General features: G+C 37.8%; 16 protein-coding genes and 1 pseudogene. 11 read left to right on the top strand and 6 right to left on the bottom strand.

Features of this window, described 5'->3' with window-relative positions; translation table 11 throughout:
• The first annotated feature begins 155 nt into the window (after window positions 1–155).
• Entirely contained in the window at window positions 156–818 is a 663-nt protein-coding gene (locus K2F26_RS05830) for an ester cyclase (protein ID WP_220610711.1), read from the top strand.
• Between the two features lie 91 nt (window positions 819–909).
• Window positions 910–2,355 carry a RecQ family ATP-dependent DNA helicase gene (locus K2F26_RS05835; RefSeq protein WP_220610712.1) on the top strand — a complete coding sequence of 482 codons (1,446 nt, stop codon included), beginning with the start codon at window positions 910–912 and terminating at the stop codon, window positions 2,353–2,355.
• Window positions 2,356–2,396: 41 nt separating this feature from the next.
• Here the strand turns inward: K2F26_RS05835 and K2F26_RS05840 are convergent, their stop codons facing one another.
• The 3 genes from K2F26_RS05840 to pheS form a co-directional block, all read right to left on the bottom strand.
• The gene (locus K2F26_RS05840; RefSeq protein WP_220610713.1) at window positions 2,397–3,068 is read right to left on the bottom strand and encodes an MAE_28990/MAE_18760 family HEPN-like nuclease; all 672 of its coding nucleotides are present in this window, start codon (window positions 3,066–3,068) and stop codon (window positions 2,397–2,399) included.
• Window positions 3,065–4,180, bottom strand: a complete 1,116-nt coding sequence (locus K2F26_RS05845; protein ID WP_220610714.1) for a DUF262 domain-containing protein — start codon at window positions 4,178–4,180, stop codon at window positions 3,065–3,067. The genes K2F26_RS05840 and K2F26_RS05845 overlap by 4 nt, the downstream gene beginning before the upstream one ends.
• A 130-nt stretch (window positions 4,181–4,310) precedes the next feature.
• On the bottom strand, window positions 4,311–5,303 hold the full coding sequence (pheS, locus tag K2F26_RS05850; RefSeq protein WP_220610715.1) for a phenylalanine--tRNA ligase subunit alpha: 993 nt from the start codon (window positions 5,301–5,303) through the stop codon (window positions 4,311–4,313).
• Between the two features lie 488 nt (window positions 5,304–5,791).
• On the opposite strand from pheS, the gene surE reads away from it, so the two are divergent.
• The 9 genes and pseudogenes from surE (at window position 5,792) to K2F26_RS05890 (ending at window position 17,962) form a co-directional block, all read left to right on the top strand.
• Window positions 5,792–6,589, top strand: coding sequence for a 5'/3'-nucleotidase SurE (surE, locus tag K2F26_RS05855; RefSeq protein WP_220610716.1), 798 nt, complete (start codon window positions 5,792–5,794; stop codon window positions 6,587–6,589).
• Window positions 6,590–7,033: 444 nt separating this feature from the next.
• Complete coding sequence (locus tag K2F26_RS05860; RefSeq protein WP_220610717.1) at window positions 7,034–7,924, top strand: MBL fold metallo-hydrolase; 891 nt, start codon at window positions 7,034–7,036, stop codon at window positions 7,922–7,924.
• A gap of 342 nt (window positions 7,925–8,266) precedes the next feature.
• Window positions 8,267–9,352 carry a bifunctional riboflavin kinase/FAD synthetase gene (locus tag K2F26_RS05865; protein WP_220610718.1) on the top strand — a complete coding sequence of 362 codons (1,086 nt, stop codon included), beginning with the start codon at window positions 8,267–8,269 and terminating at the stop codon, window positions 9,350–9,352.
• A 194-nt stretch (window positions 9,353–9,546) separates the two neighbouring features.
• Window positions 9,547–10,455 carry an AAA family ATPase gene (locus K2F26_RS05870; protein WP_220610719.1) on the top strand — a complete coding sequence of 303 codons (909 nt, stop codon included), beginning with the start codon at window positions 9,547–9,549 and terminating at the stop codon, window positions 10,453–10,455.
• A 108-nt stretch (window positions 10,456–10,563) separates the two neighbouring features.
• Window positions 10,564–11,025 (top strand): annotated as a pseudogene (locus tag K2F26_RS24610) (AAA family ATPase); the annotation flags it as partial.
• Window positions 11,026–11,280: 255 nt separating this feature from the next.
• Complete coding sequence (locus tag K2F26_RS24615; RefSeq protein ID WP_437441053.1) at window positions 11,281–11,754, top strand: cytochrome C; 474 nt, start codon at window positions 11,281–11,283, stop codon at window positions 11,752–11,754.
• A 357-nt stretch (window positions 11,755–12,111) separates the two neighbouring features.
• Window positions 12,112–14,901 carry a preprotein translocase subunit SecA gene (gene secA, locus K2F26_RS05880; protein ID WP_220610721.1) on the top strand — a complete coding sequence of 930 codons (2,790 nt, stop codon included), beginning with the start codon at window positions 12,112–12,114 and terminating at the stop codon, window positions 14,899–14,901.
• A 568-nt stretch (window positions 14,902–15,469) separates the two neighbouring features.
• Window positions 15,470–16,612: an IS4 family transposase gene (locus K2F26_RS05885; protein WP_220610571.1), complete on the top strand. Its 1,143-nt coding sequence runs from the start codon at window positions 15,470–15,472 to the stop codon at window positions 16,610–16,612.
• A gap of 207 nt (window positions 16,613–16,819) precedes the next feature.
• Complete coding sequence (locus tag K2F26_RS05890; protein ID WP_220610722.1) at window positions 16,820–17,962, top strand: IS4 family transposase; 1,143 nt, start codon at window positions 16,820–16,822, stop codon at window positions 17,960–17,962.
• 266 nt (window positions 17,963–18,228) lie between these two features.
• Here the strand turns inward: K2F26_RS05890 and K2F26_RS05895 are convergent, their stop codons facing one another.
• The 3 genes from K2F26_RS05895 to K2F26_RS05905 all read right to left on the bottom strand — a co-directional run bounded on the left by K2F26_RS05895 (window position 18,229) and on the right by K2F26_RS05905 (window position 21,538).
• The gene (locus K2F26_RS05895; RefSeq protein WP_246605594.1) at window positions 18,229–19,104 is read right to left on the bottom strand and encodes an ABC transporter permease; all 876 of its coding nucleotides are present in this window, start codon (window positions 19,102–19,104) and stop codon (window positions 18,229–18,231) included.
• A 172-nt stretch (window positions 19,105–19,276) separates the two neighbouring features.
• On the bottom strand, window positions 19,277–20,374 hold the full coding sequence (locus K2F26_RS05900) for a polyamine ABC transporter substrate-binding protein (RefSeq protein ID WP_220611802.1): 1,098 nt from the start codon (window positions 20,372–20,374) through the stop codon (window positions 19,277–19,279).
• A 15-nt stretch (window positions 20,375–20,389) separates the two neighbouring features.
• A complete protein-coding gene (locus K2F26_RS05905; protein WP_220610724.1) occupies window positions 20,390–21,538 on the bottom strand; it encodes an ABC transporter ATP-binding protein in 1,149 nt (382 codons plus the stop codon).
• Window positions 21,539–21,616 lie beyond the last annotated feature (78 nt).

Consider the following 21,616-nt stretch of genomic DNA (forward strand, 5'->3'; position numbering starts at 1 on the left):
CGAAATATCTGGGTTTTGAGGATTACAAAAATTATCCATATACTCTGCTTTTACAATTAATTAGTAATTTTATTACATAAAATATTAAAAAATTATTAAAACTGTCACCGAAACAGTCTATACTGCTAAAAGCTGTTTTTAACAACTAAACATCCATGAGTACCGATAAGACCACGGAATTACCCCTTTGGGTGCAAGATAGAGAAGTAGTATTAGCCCATGATGAGGGTGTACAATGGCGAGAAGGACAAAAGCCAGACTATTCTTTTACTAATGAATATTTGCATAAAGAAAGTAAATATAATCATCCAGAAGGTTCATTAGAGGCGATCGCTCAAAATTTAGTTCGCACCTTTGAAATGGAAGCATCCCATAAACTTAACCCCGAACAATGGCTTTCTATTGTTGCGGATCAGTTTAGAATGAGTAGTAACGGTGGACCACAATACACAGCAAAGGAAGTAGTAGAACAAGGAACATACAACTTATTTATAGTTGAAAATGAGCATTATTGCCCAGCAAAGGAAACTTTTGAATCTTCATTTGAATTATTTCATAAAGCTTTTCCCAACGGCTTTTTATGGGAATTAACAGAAGTGCTTTCTGGACCTCCTAGCGTTACCTTTAAATGGAGACATTGGGGAACATTTACAGGCACATATAAAGATTATGCACCCACAGGAGAAACCATAGAAATTACAGGGATGAGTATTGCTCGCGTCACAGAAGATTTAAAAATTGAATCTTTAGAGCATTACTTTGATAATAATGCCTTTTTGCAAAAATTAACTGCTGGTGGTTGTCCATTTCATTCCTAAAATATAGGTTGGGGGTTTAGCACTGCTAAACCCCTACAAATTTAAAGTTATATATAGATTTTATTTACCATAATTTAGGTCTAATTTTAATATGAATCAACCCAATAATACATCATTAACCGAAATTCGCACCGTATTAAAACAAATCTGGGGTTATGATGATTTTCGTCCTCCACAGGGAGAAATTGTCAACAGTTTATTATCCCAAAAAGATGCTTTAATTATTATGCCCACAGGAGGGGGAAAATCCATTTGTTTTCAACTTCCTGCACTCTTAAAAACAGGATTAACTTTAGTAGTTTCTCCCTTGGTTGCATTGATGGAAAACCAAGTTGAAGAACTCAAACAACGAAATCAAAAAGCTGCACTTTTACATAGTGAACTACCTACATATCAACGTCGGGCAACATTGCAAGCTTTAGAAAAACAACAATTAAGATTATTATATTTATCACCAGAAACTTTATTCAGTCCTCCTGTGTGGGAAAGATTATCTCATCCCCAATTACAAATTAATGGTTTGATATTAGATGAAGCTCATTGTTTAGTACAATGGGGTGATACATTTCGTCCAGCTTATCGACGTTTGGGTGCTGTACGTCCAGCTTTATTAAAAACAAAACCACCGGGAACAAAAATTAGTATAGCAGCTTTTACTGCCACTGCTGATCCTGCTGCACAAAAGATAATTGCTGATGTTTTACAGTTACAAAAACCTGATAGTTATAAACTCAATCCTTATCGTGCTAATTTACATCCTAGTGTGAAAATTGCTTGGACTCCAAAAGGGAGAAAACAACAATTATTAAAATTTATTCAAAAGTATCAAAATCAAGCAGGTTTGATTTATGTGAGAACTCGTAAAGATAGCGAAGAATTAGCAGCATGGTTAACAGAATTAGGGTATAATACTGCTAGTTATCATGCGGGTTTAGGTGCTACAGAAAGACGCGCAGTAGAAGCAAGTTGGTTAAATGGAAAAATGCCGTTTGTTGTTTGTACCTGTGCTTTTGGCATGGGGATAAATAAGCCAGATGTTCGTTGGGTTGTTCATTTTCATGCACCACATTTATTATCAGAATATGTGCAGGAAATTGGACGTGCGGGAAGAGATGGAAAACCAGCGGAAGCGTTAACTTTAATAAGTGAACCGACGGGTTTTTTAGATGCTGAAGATAAACAAAGACAGCAATTTTTTGAACAACAGATGTTGAAACAACAACAAAAAGCACAACATTTAGCGAAAAAGTTACCAAAACAAGGAGAAGTAACATCTGTAATTAAACAATTTCCTGATGGTGCAACGGCGCTTTCTTTACTTCATAGTAGCGGACAACTGCAATGGCTTGATCCTTTTCATTATAAGATTTCTGCAAAGTCGGGAAGTCAGCCACAAATGCAATTACAAGCTGCTAAACAAATGAGTGAATATTTGTATAGTAAAAAATGTCGTTGGCAATTTTTGTTAGATGCTTTTGGGTTTGGGAAAGAAGCGGAAAATTGGCGTTGTGGACATTGTGATAATTGTCGGAAATAGATAGTCTATTTAATTAGGTAATTAATAAATAGTGAAAAATTTTATGATGATGTAGATGTATTAGATGGACTTTGACAACAATATTGTTTTATTGAAGCAGCGTTATCTATTTGATTTCTGAGTGTATCCATCATTCCTATTACTATTGTATGCAATTCATCGTAATCTTTTTCATCTATATCAAGATAATTACCATGAGCTATAAGATTTCTTTTTTCAAGTAATCTTTTATTTATAAATACTTCTTTTGATTCATAGAGTGAATAATCTAAACCCAGCATAGATATTATTTCTTTAAAAACTGATGCTGATAAATTAGATGTAGCAATTCTAAATTCATATTTGATCACACTTCGCTCATTTAATCTAGTCATAAAAAATTCTGCAACTTCATTATATATAGTTGCTTTTTTGGTGTCCTTAGCTTCATCTAATTGATCTTTCATTGCCAAGGCTATAAAATTATTTGCTAGTTGATTATAAGGTAGCCTTTGCATAGCAACAAATTCTATATAGTTATTACCTGATACTTTAACAAATCCTTCCCAGTGAGCATAAAGCATAGTGACCCCACTACGAAGCAATACTTTTCTTCTTCCTGATTCAAAGGATTTTGAATCAATCAAACTTTTCAATATTGAAAGCTCTTTTTTTCGCCATGCCAGTTCTTCAGATAATTTATCACTAAGCTGCTCTAAAGTTCGTATTTTCATGGCTGGAAAATCTTACGTCCCCGGGGAATTAATTTTGTCATTCTTCGCTGTGCATTTGCATTTGACCAACCTTGACTTGACACAATTGGATTTTCAGGATCTATCCAAAATTTCTTAACTTTTTCCCTTACATTGATAGATGAATTAGATAAAGTTTTGTAGTTGTAACCAATACCTAACGCGATAATTTCATAAGCTGATACTAAAAACCCTCCTAAAAACTTGTCTTTCGTGTGAGAATACCTACGAAAACTATCAATACCCATTTGTTCATTTAAAATTTCAAATGTCTTATTAAATGCCATTTCTGCTTCTGAATAATCAAAATGTGGATCTTCAGAAATTTCAATCATTTTATCTGTTAAAAATTCATTGGAATTATTGCTTATATTCCTTATTTCATCTTCTTCTAAATCCCTAAAAACTAAAAAATTTAATAATAGTTCCATATCATATTGTTCTGCAATTGATTTTTCACTTAGTCCTACACAATCTTTGAAAATTTCACTTTGACTTAATTTTTTCATCCAATGAAACATTTTCTGATTATTCATTACAAGAATGCAGTTTCTTACCTCCTGTACAGTAGCTATTGACCCTCCAGTGTTTAATCTTTGAAATAACTCATATTTTGCGTTATCATCGCTTTCTTCAAGAATAATAGTCACATCAATTTTAGCTCTTTTTATTAAAAGACGCTGATTTTGTGTTAGAGAATTTTGAGGATTATCATTATCTTCCCACTTTTTACCTGCTAGACTTGGCAAATATTTAGTACCTTCAAGAATTAATGGTGTAACACAGTTGTTATTTTCATCTTTTAGTTTTCCAATCAATTCATAGATCGTAGATAATCTGTTAAGACCATCTACAATATCCCAAACTCCATCTTCACGTTGAGCCACAAAAATTGGTGGAATAGGTATACCCAGTAAAATAGATTCTATTAACCTTGTTTTTTGGCTAGAAGTCCAGCGAAAAAAGCTTTGAAACTCAGGATGTAAATTAATTGATTCATCTTCATATAGACTGATCCATTCCCCAATAGACATTGAATAGTGATCGGATCTAATCTCTGACCTCATTTTGTCAATTTCTTCCTGAAGTCCCATGTTCTTACTCCCATTTTTAAATTTAGAAAATCTGAAAAACCAACTTTTGCAAGCTATTGATATTTAGAACCTTTTCGGGTTTGGTAAATTAGTAGTTGATTAACTCTAATTTACCATGAACAACCCTAAATTAAAACTGCCTTAAAAAGCGCAAATCGCTATTATATAAACGGCGAATATCATCAATTTGATGTAAAACCATTGCAAAACGTTCTACACCAAAACCAGCAGCAAAACCACTATAAATCTCTGGATCATAACCCACAGATTTTAATACATTGGGGTCAACCATTCCGCAACCCATGACTTCTAACCAGCGCCCATTCCACTGTAAATCAACTTCCGCAGAAGGTTCGGTAAAAGGAAAATAACTGGCGCGGAAACGAATAGGTAAATCACCAAACATCGCTTGTAAAAATATCTTTACCGTGCCTTTCAAATCTGTAAAAGTTAAACCTTCATCAACTGCTAAAAGTTCAATTTGATGGAAAACAGCCGAGTGGGTAGCGTCTACATCGTCTCTGCGGTAAACTCGACCAGGGGCAACAATTTTAAATGGTGGTTCTTCTTTTTCCATGTAGCGAATTTGCACCGAAGAAGTGTGAGTCCGCAGTAAATTCCCATCTGGTAAATAGAAAGTATCCTGCATATCACGGGCTGGGTGGTCAGGAGGGGTGTTGAGGGCTTCAAAATTGTAGTAATCTGTTTCCATCTCTGACCCTTGGGCGACGGTGTAACCCATACCGACAAAGATATCTAGAGCTTGGTCAATGATACCATTGAGGGGATGAATGCGACCTTGGGGACGGTAAATACCGGGCATAGTCACATCTAAAGTTTCCGCCTCTAGCTGTGCTTGAATTTGGGCAGTTTCTAAAGCGGTGCGTTGCTGGTCAAGACTGTTTTGTAAAGCTTCCTTAACTGTATTGGCGATCGCCCCAATTTTAGGACGTTCCTCAGCACTCATTTGTCCCATGCTGCGTAACAGCGCCCCCAGTTGACCTTTTTTGCCCAAATAGTTAACACGCAGTTCTTCCAGGCGTTCCAGGGTATCAGCAGAGGCGATCGCTGTTTCTCCTTCCTGCCGTAATGCTAAAAGTTGTTCCTCTAAATTGCTAGTCATTCGTGATTAATTATTAGTCAGGGGTCAATCAATTTTAGATTTACGATTTTGGATTTTGGATTTACTCCACCCTAAAATGTGGAGCTTGAGGATTTTAAATTGGCGTTAGCGCAGCGTAGGCAGCGCAGGGAGTATTTTGGATTAATTCTGCCCTGAAAAGGCGGAGTTTATACTGAAAATTCCCAATCCACAATCTAAAATCCAAAATCTAAAATTTTTCGGTCAGTGGTTAGTAGTCAGTAGTTAATGGCAAAATACAAACAACCAACAACTGACAAAGGACAATTAACCTTAGCAATGTGCCATAAACCAGTCAATGCCACAAGGTGAAACTTTCCTCTGTTTACAGTTTAGAAGCTATCCAGTATGAGAAAAGTTTTTTTTGCAGTTGTGACCAAAAACACTGACAACAGACTATGAACTAATTATTAATTACCAATCATCAATCATCAATCACCTCTTCCCCAATCACCAATGACCAATAACAGATGAAATTACTAATTAGCAACGATGACGGCATTTCCGCGTTAGGTATTCGCACCTTAGCCAACACCCTAGCCGAAGCAGGCCATCAAGTGAGTGTAGTTTGTCCAGATCGAGAGCGATCGGCAACCGGACACGGATTAACCTTACATCAACCAATTCGCGCTGAAATGGTTGAAGCCCTGTTTCATCCGGCTGTTAATGCTTGGGCTTGTGACGGTACACCTTCCGATTGTGTAAAATTGGCATTGTGGGCGTTACTCGATTCCCCCCCAGATTTGGTATTATCGGGAATTAACCAAGGTGCGAATTTAGGAACAGAAATTCTTTACTCTGGAACTGTTTCGGCAGCAATGGAAGGAATGATTGAAGGCATTCCTAGCATTGCTCTGAGTCTGACCAGTCATACACACAAAGACTTTCAACCAGCCGCCAAATTTGCCAAACTCTTATTAGAGCATCTGGCATCACAACCCATACCAGATTTAATGTTACTTAACGTCAACATTCCCCCAATCTCTTGGGAAGAAATAGCTGGTGTCACTCTGACTCGTCAAGGAGTGCGGCGTTATATTGATGTTTTCGACAAGCGAGTTGACCCCCGTGGCAAAACTTATTACTGGTTAACTGGAGAGGTATTAGAAGATGTAGAACCACCACCAGGGTTAAATTTACCCTCAGATATTCCTATAGATGTAGAAGTTATCCGTAAAAACTTCATTAGTATCACGCCCTTACAATACAATCTGACTTATACCAATGGACTGCATAAATTGTCTACATGGAATTTTAACTTTACTTAAATTTTTCTGTATTTACTAAGACTCTAGTCTAAATTAAAACTATTACCGTACAATTTACGCTATAAATTGAGGAGCTACATTGGGATAACTATATAGGGTTTGCTGAAAAAGTTATCTGTGAAGGACCAGTGACAGGTGCTACGCCACGGTGCTACGCGACGGTGACAGTTTCAAGAGTTGGATAGGAACGATTTTTTCTTTAAGTAGGAATTAAGTGCAAGGTTTTTCAGTTGCCACCTCATAAAAGCTTGCACTTTTTGAAAGTCAAAATAGCTAAAACCCTTTACCTGTAAAGTTCTCAGATTTATTCAGCCCTGCTTGCCTAAAGGACGGTTAAGTTTTTCCGCCAAGCTCCAAAACTTAACCTCAAGGGTTTTCAGCCTTTTTTCCTTATAAGCAGCATTTTTTTGATTTATCGCCCGTTCAGTCCAGCAACCAAAACCCATGTCTAGGATGGAGAATCAATTTACAGTGCAGTTTTGGGGCGTTAGGGGTAGTATACCCTGTCCTGGTTCACGCACGGTCCGTTATGGAGGTAATACCCCTTGTGTTGCTATGCAAGTGGGGGGTAAACGTTTGATTTTTGATTGTGGTACAGGAGTTCACGTTTTGGGACAATCTTTATTGTCCCAGATGCCTGTAAAGGGTTATATTTTCTTTACTCACTCCCATTGGGATCATCTACAGGGGTTTCCATTCTTTACTCCGGCTTTTATCAAAGGAAATAAATTTAATATCTACGGTGCGATCGCCCCCGATGGCTCAACCATTGAGCAACGTCTCAATGACCAGATGCTTCATCCCAACTTCCCTGTACCCTTGCAGATTATGCAGGCCAACTTGAATTTTTATACTGTGAAACCAGGGCAACCAATCCACATAGAGGACATCACTATCGAAACAGCACATTTAAACCATCCAGGTGAAGCTGTAGGATATCGCGTTAACTGGCGTGGTGGTGCAGCCGTTTACGTCACAGATACAGAACATTTTCCCGATAGGTTAGATGAAAATGTCCTCTGGCTCTCACGCAATGCCGATATTTTGATTTACGATTCCACCTACACAGATGAAGAATACTATTCAGCTAAATCACCAAAAATTGGTTGGGGACATTCTACTTGGCAAGAAGCGGTGAAAATAGCCCAAGCAGCCAACGTGAAAACATTGGTCATTTATCACCATGATCCTGCCCACAATGATGATTTTTTAGATAATGTGGGTAAACAAGCGGCGGAGAAATTTCCTGGTGCAATTATGGCCAGAGAGGGATTAATACTTGAGGTTCCTATATTAGATGCTTTCTCTGAATCCTTGCCTTTAGGTAAGTCATAAAATAATAGTTAGGTGACACTTAACTCTTGACAGGTGACAGAGTAAACAGTTCTTGATTGATAACCCTCATCACTGGACAACACATAACTTCCTCAAGGTGATACTTATTCAAAAATGTTAAAAAAGCTAATTTTTTAGGATAATTACTAATTTGTAATTGGTAAACAAGGTAATGGGTTAACTAATTTTGCATCCTGCACCCGTTACCCTACACCTGATCCAAGCCTCAAATACGTCTAAAAGGCAGAGGTTGGCAAACGCTGATAACGAAAATAAACTTAAAATCCCTGAATCCAAGTGCTAAATTTGTCTGAGGCTGGTTGTTTTTTTTGGGGGTGTTCTATGTGGGTTGCTGCTTCTGGCGAACAGCTACTAACACCAACTGCTGTTGCTCTTGGTAAATTTGATGGTGTTCATCTTGGTCATCAAAGAGTAATTCAACCAATTTTGCATTCAGCAGTAAGTGAAAATGGGCGGGGAAATGGGGATAAATTACCAAAATACTCACCAGATCATCCCTCTCAATTATCAACCGTACCATCATCCCCAAACCATACATATTCAACGGTTGTTACCTTTGATCCTCATCCCCAGGAGTTTTTTACCGGACAACCCCGCGCTTTGTTAACTCCACTGGATGAAAAAGTAGAACAACTGCGATCGCTAGGAGTAGAACAACTTGTATTATTACCCTTTGATAGAGAATTATCTGCTCTATCACCAGAAGATTTTGTCAAAAAAATCCTTGTCCAACAACTGCAATGTCAAAAAATCAGTGTTGGCGAAGATTTCTGTTTTGGCAAAAAACGCATGGGTAACGCCAAAGATTTGCAAATCATCGCCGCTCAGTACAATATACCTGTAACTATAGTTCCCATAGAAACTGATACAGAAAATTTTCCCAACAATACTGATAATATCCCCAATGATTTCACAGAAGATGGTCGTATTAGCACTTCCTCAATTCGCCAAAGTTTAGAAGTAGGAGATATGACAACAGCAACCCGCTTACTAGGAAGACCTTATAGTTTAACTGGTCAAGTAGTCGCAGGGCAAAAATTAGGTAGAACCATTGGTTTTCCTACTGCTAACTTGCAACTTCCAAAAGATAAATTTTTACCCCGTCTGGGAGTTTACGCTGTAAGGGTGTTTATTCACAGTGAAACCTCTGATACCACTCCTGTGGAAAAATTAGGCGTAAAATTAGGCGTGATGAATATTGGCAACCGTCCCACTGTCAACGGTACATACTCAACAGTAGAAGTACATTTGTTTGATTGGTCTAGTGATTTATACGATCAAACATTAGTAGTTGAGTTAGTAAAATTTTTACGCCCAGAACAAAAATTTGCTGATCTAGAAGCTTTGAAAACCCAAATTCAACTTGACTGCACCATAGCCAAAGAATTTTTAAATAGGACATACTGAATTTGGATGATAACTGGGGAACAATGTATATATTGGTGATTGGTGATTGGTGATTGGTGATTGGTGACTGGTGATTGGGAAGAATAAAAAATTTATTACCAATTAATTAAATTACCCATTACCCATTACCCATTACCCATTACCCATTACCAATTACCAATTACCAATTACCAATTACCCATTACCTAAAGATAATGAGAGAAAAAATTGACGCTTTAACCCAAAATCTGGCTCGTACCATTGTCGGTAAAAATGAAGCTGTGCGCTTGGTTTTAGTTGCTTTGCTTGGTGGTGGTCATGCTTTGTTAGAAGATGTACCTGGTGTTGGTAAAACCTTGCTGGCGAAATCTTTAGCGCGTTCTGTAGATGGCAAATTTCAAAGATTACAATGTACACCCGATTTACTACCAACAGATATCACAGGTACAAATATTTGGAATCCCAAAAGCGGCGAATTTTCTTTTATGCCGGGTCCTGTATTTGCTAATGTCTTATTAGCAGATGAAATTAACCGCGCTACTCCCCGTACTCAGTCAGCTTTGTTGGAAGTGATGGAAGAACATCAGGTAACAGTTGATGGTGTATCCCGTGCTGTTCCGCAACCGTTTTTTGTCATTGCAACTCAAAACCCGATTGAATATCAAGGAACATTCCCTTTACCAGAAGCACAAATGGATCGGTTTATGTTGTCCTTGAGTTTGGGTTATCCTTCGGAAACAGAAGAATTACAAATGTTGCAAAATCTTCAGCAAGGTGTACAACTGAGTGATTTACAACCTTGTATTACTTTGGAAGAAGTGACAAAATTACGGCAACTTTGTTCACAGGTAAAAGTCGAAACTTCTTTACAACAATATATTTTAGAATTAGTGCGGACTACGAGACAGGATGAAGAAATTACTTTGGGTGTTAGTCCTCGTGGTACGGTGGCATTACAAAAAGCTGCCCAAGCATTAGCTTTTATTTTAGGTAGAGAATATGCAATACCTGATGATGTGAAATTTTTAGCACCTTATGTTTTGAGTCATCGTTTAATTCCTAGAGGGGGAAGGAATGCTAAAACTATAGTCGATAGATTATTGCGATCTGTGGCGATTCCTTAAAGGTGACAGGTGACAGGTGACAGATGTAAAAGTTTGTTTTTGTATGGTCACATCTTGCACCTGTTACAACTATAATAAATTTATTGGATAAAAAGATAGTTTATAATTATGCAGAAAATTATTATTAAAAATTTCGCTGCTATTGAATATGCAGAGATTGAAGTTAAGAAAATCTTGGTTTTGATTGGTGAGCAAGCGAGTGGTAAAAGCACTATTGCTAAACTCATTTACTTTTTTAAATCCCTAAGAGATGATTTATTTAGTCAAATTTATAAGGATACACACAAAGATTATTTTGATACCCCTTCTGACCTGATATTTCCTATAAGAGATAAATTTTATGATTTTTTCGGTTCTACATTTCACTTACCTGATTTTGAAATAACATTTTATTACAGCGTCGAGCAGGATAAATACTTAACATTAACTCTGAATGAAAATAAAAGGCTGAATTCTCGCTTTAGTGAGAATTTGTTGAATGAAGACTTTAAAGCTTCTGCCACTCAGATTAAAAAACTATTCCAACAGAATATAAGTACAAATAATATTTATGAGCAATTGGCTTATGAACAAAATAAGATGAAATATGTTCAAATACTTTCTACACTATTAAATGATTTTTTTGAAACATATCAGACAGATTTATTATTTGTAATTGCAGGTAGGAATGCCACAGTAAGCTATTCTGATTTTTTGGAAAAAAATCTGTTTGCAAGTGTTCAAACCAAAATATTCACTTTTACCATAATTCTATTTATGCCTAGTATACTTAAACCTAAACCTAAATCATCCCACAAAAAACTCAAACGCCAACTGCTGATCGTGATGCTGATTATTTTCGGTTGGAGTCTTGCCATAGGATTTATACTAGGTTTAGCTACCAGCACCAGCGCAGCAAAACCCCCAGAAATTGGTACAGTGGACGTAGTACCCGCACAATACCAATTAGGAAAAGAATTATATATAGAAAACTGCTCAACCTGTCATTTAGCTTTACCACCAGAGGTATTTCCTACCCAAACCTGGAAAAATCTTTTTCAAGACTCCCAGCATTATGGCGCAACAATTACTCCTTTGGTAGATCCACAACGCTTTTTAGTCTGGAAATATGTTTCTACCTTTTCCCGTGTGCAACTAGAAGACGAAAACACACCCTATCGCCTCAATAGATCCCGTTATTTTAAAGCTTTACATCCTGGTGTAGAATTACCAAATCCTGTAACAATGGGTAGTTGTGTTAGTTGTCATCCTGGTGCAAATGAGTATAATTTCCGCAAACTGACACCAGAAAACAATTAAAAATTAAAAATTAAAAGTTCAAAATTACAGGAAAATTAAAGAACTTTGGTAGGGTGCATCATATTGCATAAATAGTGTAAATAAACTGATTGTTGATGTCTGACGCACTCTAAAACTGAAAAATTCAACCCAGTTGGCGATCGCCTGTTATGATACCATGAAGAAACTTTAATTATAGAATATAAGTTGAAACCAATCATCAAAATTTAGGTGATTGGGATGTTTTCATTTGGTTTTTGAGTTAATTTTGTTTTCTCAGCCATTTATCAGCCAAAAGGCTGGGTTGGTTTAAATGTTTATAATCATATAGCCAAACCTTTAATTTCCATTCCCCTTGTTCTAGTTCTATAAACTGCCATGCTAAAACTATTGTTGGGCGATCCCAACGCTCGTAAACTAAAAAAATACCAGCCTTACATTACAGAAATTAATCTCTTAGAGGAAGAAATTAAAGCACTCTCGGATGATGAGTTAAGAAGTAAAACTACTGAGTTTAAACAACGTCTATCTAAAGGTGAAACCCTTGATGATATTCTGCCAGAGGCTTTTACAGTAGTTAGAGAATCTGCTCGCCGGGTGTTAGGATTGCGACACTTTGATGTCCAGCTACTCGGTGGTACTATTCTCCATACTGGGCAAATTGCCGAAATGAAAACCGGTGAGGGTAAAACCTTGGTGGCCACCTTACCGAGTTATTTAAATGCCCTCACGGGTAAAGGTGTTCACGTTATTACAGTGAACGATTACCTGGCACGTCGGGACGCGGAATGGATGGGACAGGTTCACCGCTTCTTGGGTTTAAGTGTGGGTCTGATTCAAGCTAACATGAGTCCCACAGAACGGAAGAAAAACTATGACTGTGATATTACTTATGTAACTAACAGTGAAATCGGTTTTGACTACCTGCGGGATAATATGGCCACTTCTATGGCTGAGGTGGTGCAGCGTCCGTTTAATTATTGCGTTATTGACGAAGTAGATTCTATTCTCATTGATGAAGCACGGACACCGCTGATTATTTCTGGTCAGGTAGAAAGACCAACTGCAAAATACCTACAAGCGGCGGAAATTGCTTTCACTCTTAAAAAAGATGAACATTACGAAGTAGATGAGAAGGCGCGTAATGTACTATTAACTGATGAAGGTTTTGCAGAGGCGGAAAACCTGTTAAATGTAACTGATCTGTTTGATCCGGAAAATCCTTGGGCGCATTTTGTGTTTAATGCGATTAAGGCTAAAGAATTATTCCTCAAAGACGTGAATTATATTGTCCGTAATGGGGAAGTGGTGATCGTTGATGAATTTACCGGTCGGGTATTACCGGGACGACGTTGGAGTGATGGTTTACACCAAGCCATTGAAGCTAAAGAACACGTAGATATTCAGCCAGAAACCCAAACTTTGGCAACTATCACTTATCAAAACCTGTTTTTGCTGTATCCCAAGTTGGGGGGAATGACAGGAACAGCGAAGACGGAAGAGGTAGAATTTGAAAAGATTTATAAGTTGGAAGTAACCATTATTCCTACCAACCGGGTGAGAAAACGCCAAGATTTATCGGATATGGTGTTTAAAACGGAAATGGGTAAATGGCGGGCGATCGCTAGAGAATGTGCGGAAATGCACGAAAATGGTAGACCTGTGTTAGTAGGTACAACCAGCGTGGAAAAATCCGAACTTCTCAGCCGACTGCTGAAGGAAATAGATATTCCCCATGAGTTGCTGAACGCTAGACCAGAAAACGTAGAACGGGAAGCGGAAATTATCGCCCAAGCTGGACGCAGAGGGGCTGTAACTATCGCTACCAACATGGCAGGACGGGGTACAGATATCATCTTGGGTGGTAACTCCGAATATATGGCGCGGTTAAAACTGCGGGAATATTTTATGCCCCGGATCGTTAGCCCAGAAGATGAAGATACTTTTGGTCTTCAAAGGGCTTCTGGACTGCCTACCGGTCACGGTGGAGGACAGGGTTTTGTGCCTGGGAAAAAGGTGAAAACTTGGCGTGCTTCCCCGGAAATTTTCCCCACTCAGATATCAAAGGAAACAGAACAACTGTTAAAAGAAGCGGTGGAAGTGGCGGTAAAAGCTTACGGTGAAAGAAGTTTACCGGAGTTGGAAGCGGAAGAAAAAATCGCTGTAGCTGCGGAAAAAGCACCGACTGATGATCCTGTGATTCAGAAATTGCGGGAAGCTTACCAGCGCATTAAGCATGAGTATGAAGAGTTTACCAGCACTGAGCATGATGACGTGGTAAGTCGTGGCGGTTTGCACGTGATTGGCACTGAACGTCATGAATCACGACGCATTGATAACCAGTTGCGCGGACGGGCGGGCAGACAAGGCGACCCTGGTACAACGAGATTTTTCCTGAGTTTAGAGGATAACTTGTTAAGGATCTTTGGAGGCGATCGCGTTGCAGGTTTAATGAATGCGTTCCAAGTAGAAGAAGATATGCCTATTGAGTCAGGTATGTTAACCCGCAGTTTGGAAGGCGCACAGAAGAAAGTTGAAACCTATTACTATGACATCCGTAAACAGGTGTTTGAGTATGACGAAGTAATGAATAACCAACGTCGTGCTATTTATGCGGAACGTCGCCGGGTGTTGGAAGGTCAAGACCTCAAAGAACAGGTGATTAAATACGCTGAAAAAACGATGGATGACATCGTTGATTATTACATCAACCCTGATTTACCTTCGGAAGAATGGGAGTTAGAGAAGTTGGTGGATAAGGTGAAGGAGTTTGTTTACCTGTTGGCGGATATGCAGTCTAGTCAGTTGGAGGATATGGGAGTTCCAGAAATTAAGGCTTTCCTCCATGAACAAGCGCGGATAGCTTATGATATTAAGGAAGCGCAAATTGATCAGATTCAACCGGGTTTGATGCGTCAAGCGGAACGGTTTTTTATTCTCCAACGCATAGATACTTTGTGGAGGGAACATTTGCAACAAATGGATGCTTTGCGGGAGTCGGTTGGTTTGCGTGGTTATGGGCAAAAAGATCCTCTGATTGAGTACAAGAGTGAGGGTTATGAGTTGTTCTTGGATATGATGGTGAATATCCGTAGAGATGTGGTTTATTCGCTGTTTATGTTCCAGCCTCAGCCACAACCTACGGTGCAGACTTCGGAGATGGTTTAGGTTTTTTTCACGCAGAGACGCGGAGAGAGAGTTTCTTTCTGCGTCTTTTGTTTTAGGATGATTGAACCACGAAGGCACGAAGGACACGAAGGAAGAGCAGGAAGAATAAGGGACTTCCAATTAAAAAAATATTCCACCGTTTTGCAAGCAGGGGAGCAGGGAGCAGGGGGAGAAACAGTCGTTTTGATTCCAAAATATTGAATAATTTATTTTTTGGAGATCCCTAAAAAAATATTATATCTGTTGTAGTATTAAATCTGTTGTAATATTTAAAACTATAGAGGCATTTATATGGAGTATATTTAACCATAAGTATTATTTACAAGGTCGTAAAAATTTGTCAGTTCTAGCCCACATTCCGCACTTCAAAAAGTAGCATAAGTAAACTACTTCAGGGGGCGACAAGCAAAGTGAAACCAAGACAGGCAAAGGGTTACAGATGATAGACTCTCTGAAAAAAGTTGGTGCTTATTGACAATAATGTGAGGTTATTAAGCAGTTATCTAGAGGGTGCAGTTTGATGGTAGAAAAGAATGGTCTCGTCAAAATAACAAGACCACAAAAATAAATGCTACCATCATTTTATCAAGAAATCCTCGAAAAATACCTGAGCAACAGACAGTTCATCACCCTAAAAATGCTGGTGTGGGTACTTCAAACACAGAAAGAAGTCAGAATAGAAAGATTGGCTGCTAATCTACCCTTACCAATACAAGAAAATAGCCGTCGTCGTCATATACAAAGATTTTTGAACTCTAATAAGTTGAGTGTAGTGTTGTTATGGTTTCCAATTATTACAGCCATTTTAGCACGATTCTTTAAACCGCTCTCCCAATTGGTAATTGCTATAGACAGAACGCAATGGAAAAACAATAACATTTTGATGGCAAGTGTAATTTATCAAAAAAGAGCATTACCAATATATTGGTGTCTGCTAGATAAAGAAGGTTGCAGTAACCTCCAGGAACAACAAAAAGTATTACGTCCGGTAATTAGGTTATTGAAAAATTATCAATTAGTCATTATTGGCGATAGGGAATTTCATGGTGCTGAATTAAGAAAATGGTTACAAGGTCAGGGTTTGAAGTATATCTTCAGACAGAAAAAAGATACCACATTTCAAGAAAAAAGACAAAAATTCCAACCATTGAGTACAATTCCAATTTATCCGGGAGGTCGGAGATTTTATGAAAATGTTAATCTCACACAGGAGAAAGGTTTTGGTCGTTGTAATTTAGCCGTTTATTGGAAACGAAAGTATCGCGGTAAGCAAGAATTAGAACCTTGGTATTTATCAACTAATCTCACAGATATATCAACAACTATCAAAATATATAGCCAACGTTTTGGGATTGAGGCTATGTTTAAAGATTGTAAAACTGGGGGTTATAATTTAGAAGGTTCTCAGGCTTCTCCTGATAGACTTGTGCGGATAATTTTATTGATTGCTTTAGCAATGACTTCTGCATGGTTACAAGGTAAAAAAACTCAATCTCAAAGACAACAATCTTATGTTTGTCGGATGAGTGAACATCAAAGAACTAGAAGAAGACATAGTGATTTTTGGATAGGTTTGTATGGTTCTAGTTGGATAGTTTCTATGAATGAGTGTCAAGAATTGGTCTTGGAGATGATGGCGTTAGTTCGCAATAAGATGCCATTTTATCAGCAGGGTATGAGGGCTGTGATCCTTATCCAGCAACCTCTTTAACTCCTTTGTCGCCCCCTCAAGTAAACTACTTGAGGGGGCGACAAGCAAGGTGAAACCAAGACAGGCAAAGGGTTACAGATGATAGACTCTCTGAAAAAAGTTGGTGCTTATTGACAATAATGTGAGGTTATTAAGCAGCTATCTAGAGGGTGCAGTTTGATGGTAGAAAAGAATGGTCTCGTCAAAATAACAAGACCACAAAAATAAATGCTACCATCATTTTATCAAGAAATCCTCGAAAAATACCTGAGCAACAGACAGTTCATCACCCTAAAAATGCTGGTGTGGGTACTTCAAACACAGAAAGAAGTCAGAATAGAAAGATTGGCTGCTAATCTACCCTTACCAATACAAGAAAATAGCCGTCGTCGTCATATACAAAGATTTTTGAACTCTAATAAGTTGAGTGTAGTGTTGTTATGGTTTCCAATTATTACAGCCATTTTAGCACGATTCTTTAAACCGCTCTCCCAATTGGTAATTGCTATAGACAGAACGCAATGGAAAAACAATAACATTTTGATGGCAAGTGTAATTTATCAAAAAAGAGCATTACCAATATATTGGTGTCTGCTAGATAAAGAAGGTTGCAGTAACCTCCAGGAACAACAAAAAGTATTACGTCCGGTAATTAGGTTATTGAAAAATTATCAATTAGTCATTATTGGCGATAGGGAATTTCATGGTGCTGAATTAAGAAAATGGTTACAAGGTCAGGGTTTGAAGTATATCTTCAGACAGAAAAAAGATACCACATTTCGAGAAAAAAGACAAAAATTCCAACCATTGAGTACAATTCCAATTTATCCGGGAGGTCGGAGATTTTATGAAAATGTTAATCTCACACAGGAGAAAGGTTTTGGTCGTTGTAATTTAGCCGTTTATTGGAAACGAAAGTATCGCGGTAAGCAAGAATTAGAACCTTGGTATTTATCAACTAATCTCACAGATATATCAACAACTATCAAAATATATAGCCAACGTTTTGGGATTGAGGCTATGTTTAAAGATTGTAAAACTGGGGGTTATAATTTAGAAGGTTCTCAGGCTTCTCCTGATAGACTTGTGCGGATAATTTTATTGATTGCTTTAGCAATGACTTCTGCATGGTTACAAGGTAAAAAAACTCAATCTCAAAGACAACAATCTTATGTTTGTCGGATGAGTGAACATCAAAGAACTAGAAGAAGACATAGTGATTTTTGGATAGGTTTGTATGGTTCTAGTTGGATAGTTTCTATGAATGAGTGTCAAGAATTGGTCTTGGAGATGATGGCGTTAGTTCGCAATAAGATGCCATTTTATCAGCAGGGTATGAGGGCTGTGATCCTTATCCAGCAACCTCTTTAACTCCTTTGTCGCCCCCTCAATATTTGATATATGATGAGAGACTTTTAAAACATCCAGCAGAACCAAAACCCCAATTTTGACTACATTATTCCATTTCCTCGATATCTCGTAATACTGCCTTTATCATTGCTCTAAAATTACCATAGAAAAAATCTCAGGGTTTGGTCAAACATTTTTTCAGGTTTTCAATGATTCTGAAAAATGCTCAACTTTTCCTCCTGACTTTTGTAGGGTTTGACCATTACCAAACCCCTAAGACGGCCAAATTATTTTTGGGGTGTTACCTCACCAAATTTAATCACCAAGGCGAGCGCAATACTCACTACTAAAATTAAAGTCATACTTAAAGCAGAACCAAAACCCCAATTTTGAGTAGCACCAAGAAACTGATTATAAACCAACCTTGCAGCAGTCATACTAGAAGCACCACCCAATAATTCTGGATCAATAAAATCTCCCAATGCTGTAATCAATACCAACAAAGAACCAGCAGCAATACCGGGAAAAACTTGCGGTACTGTCACTCTCAAAAAAGTTTGTACTGGGTTTGCACCCAAATCAGCAGCAGCTTCTAATAAACGTCGATCTAATTTTTCTAAAGAAGCATACAATACTAAAACCATGTAAGGTAATAAACTGTAACTCATGCCAATTAAAACTGCTGGAGTCCGGTTCAACAATTCCAAAGCTGGTAAACCTATACTGGTAAGTAAACTATTTAATAATCCAGTAGGACGGAGAATAGTAATCCAAGCATAAGAACGTAGTAAAGAAGAAGTCCATAAAGGCAAAATAAAGCCTAATAATAATAAATTTCGCCAGCGTTTTGGTGACATTTGAGCAATCCAATAAGCCACCGGAAAACCCACAATTAAACAAATAATTGTTGTGTTAACTGCCAAAAACAGGGAGTTGAAAATGACTCGTAAATAAAGCGGTTCTAAAATACGAATATAGTTATCAATACCATTAGGATTGACAAGATCACCTGGTCGGATATCCTTAACTAAACTCAATTGTAAAATTATTAATGTGGGCAGCAACAATAAGAGTAATAACCAAATACCCGATGGTGCAAGTAAGGATAAAGGAGGCAACCATTGGAAAGGATGACGATATAATTGTGGTGGTTTTTTAGCAATATTGCTAGGGGATGCTACGGGAGATTTAGGAAGTTGAATAGACACAGCCTGATACCAATTTTTAGATTTTAGATTTTCTATCTTATTTCTATCTTATCTGTTTGGGCTGGTAATTGGTAATTGGTAATTGGTAATTGGAACAAATCAATTAACAGCCATTATTTTAGGTAGCTTACGCCAGTAATTGAGTCCAATATCGCTCATAAACTGCTTCAAAATCACCTACAGGAGTGAGGCGTTCACATTTGTTTAAAATTGATTCAGGAGGAAATAAGCTAGTATTATTTTGAATTTCTTTTGGTAATTGTTCAAATCCTGCACGATTAGGAGTAGCAATTTTCAATCTTTTGCTGATTTCGGCAGCTACATCAGGTTGCAGAAGGAAGTTAATCCAACTATAAGCACCAGGAATATTAGGCGCTGTTTTGGGAATAACAATAGTATCTGTCCAGAGAGAAGAACCACTGCGAGGAATTACATATTTAAGTTTAGGATTTTCCTTGGATATCTTCACGCCATCGGCAGAATAACACATAGCTAATAATAAATCTCCTGCCAGAATTTGGTTTTGCCAAGCATCAGTATCAAAAGCAGCGATCGCTGGTTTTAATGACCGCAATTTTTCATAAGCTGCGTGAATTTCTGTGGCATTTTGCGAATTATAAGAATAACCGAGCATTTTTAATGTTGCTCCTATCACCTCCCGCACATCATTTAATAAAGTCATTCGCTTATAAAGTTGCTGTTGATTTTGCCAAAGATACTCCCAATCTTCAGGGGGAGTTTTCAGCTTTTCCGAGTTATAGATGAATCCCGTTGTTCCCCAATTAAAAGGTAAACTATAACGGTTATTCGGGTCATAAGTAGGATTCTGAAATTGAGGAAATAAATTTTCTAACCCTATTAAACGCTCGTGATTAATTTCTGCTAATAATTTTTTTTCTACCATCTTCTGTACCATATAATCAGATGGATAGATAACGCTATAACGAGCACCTCCTCCAGTTTGGAATTTAGCCAGCATCACATCGTTAGAATCAAACACATCTGCCAAAACTTTGATGCCGGTTTGGGTAGTAAAGATAGATAGTAATTCTTGATCAGTATATTGACTCCATGTATATAGATACAATTCATCACTTTTACTTTTCCCAGAAACTGAACCAGTATAATTATTGGCGCTGACATTAGCTAATCTCCAGCCACAACTACTTAAAGACAAGCTAGAAAGCAACACCATTTTTTTGATAAATTCCCTTCTCCTGGTTATTTTCATCATCATGGTTTATTGTTGATTCACCTTTGATGTTTGACTAATAGCTAAACAGTCAGTTTCTGCCCACCAAATGTAAATAGGTCTGTTCCTGTCCGGTAAACTACCAAAGGTGTTAGGTTGTAAAACATTAACATTAATGCCATTGGCTAATTCCACGACATAATTAACATGAGTACCCAAATACATAACATTAACTAACCGACCTTCAAAGCAGTTTGTGGGTAGATTGGGATGATAAAGGGAAATCTGAATTTTCTCAGGACGCACACTTAAAACTACCGCCTGTAATAATTCCCAGGGTGTATCTTTTGTACGAGAAGCAACAATAGAAAATCCGGTTTTAGTCAAAACTTTAACATACTCGGCATCAATAGTAGTAATTTCGCCGCTAAATAAATTGGTATCACCAATAAAATCCGCAACAAAAGCAGTTTGCGGACGTTCGTAAATGGCGCTAGGAGTACCAACTTGTTCAATTTTGCCCTGATTCATCACTGCAATTCGATCAGATAAACTGAGTGCTTCCTCCTGATCGTGAGTCACCATAATAAAAGTCAATCCTAACTCTTTATGGATGTTGCATAACTCAACCTGCATTTCCTTCCGCAGTTTTAAATCTAAAGCTCCCAAAGGTTCATCTAAGAGTAAAACAGCGGGACGGTTAACCAAAGCTCTAGCTAAAGCAACTCGTTGTTGTTGACCACCAGAAAGCTGAAAAGGAAAGCGCGATCGCAAACTTTCCATTTTCACCAGTTTTAAAGCTTCCGTTACCCTGCTATTAATTTCTGATGGAGATAATTTTTTTAACCGCAGTCCAAAAGCAATGTTTTCCCACACATTCAAGTGATTAAACAGAGCATAGCTTTGAAATACAGTATTCACAGGTCTTTGGTAAGGAGGTACATGAGTCATTGACTTTCCTTGAATCAACAACTTACCTGCATCAACTCTTTCAAAGCCAGCAATTAACCGTAAGATGGTTGTCTTACCACAACCAGAAGGTCCTAAAATACTAAAGAACTCTCCCTGTCTCACATCTAAGTCCACACCATGTACTGCTGGTTCTTGGTTGAAAAACTTGAAGACGTTCCGCAGTTCAACATCCAGTGGCTGAAAATTAGTTACACCCCTCTGAGTTTGCATCACAGTTTGAGCCATAGTCTTCAGTAGAATGCCTTGATTTTGTGAAACCTGGTTAGCTATGTAGGCTATGAAATAGACTACAAATCAGACTTT

It is taken from the genome of Sphaerospermopsis torques-reginae ITEP-024 (assembly GCF_019598945.1).
GTDB lineage: Bacteria > Cyanobacteriota > Cyanobacteriia > Cyanobacteriales > Nostocaceae > Sphaerospermopsis.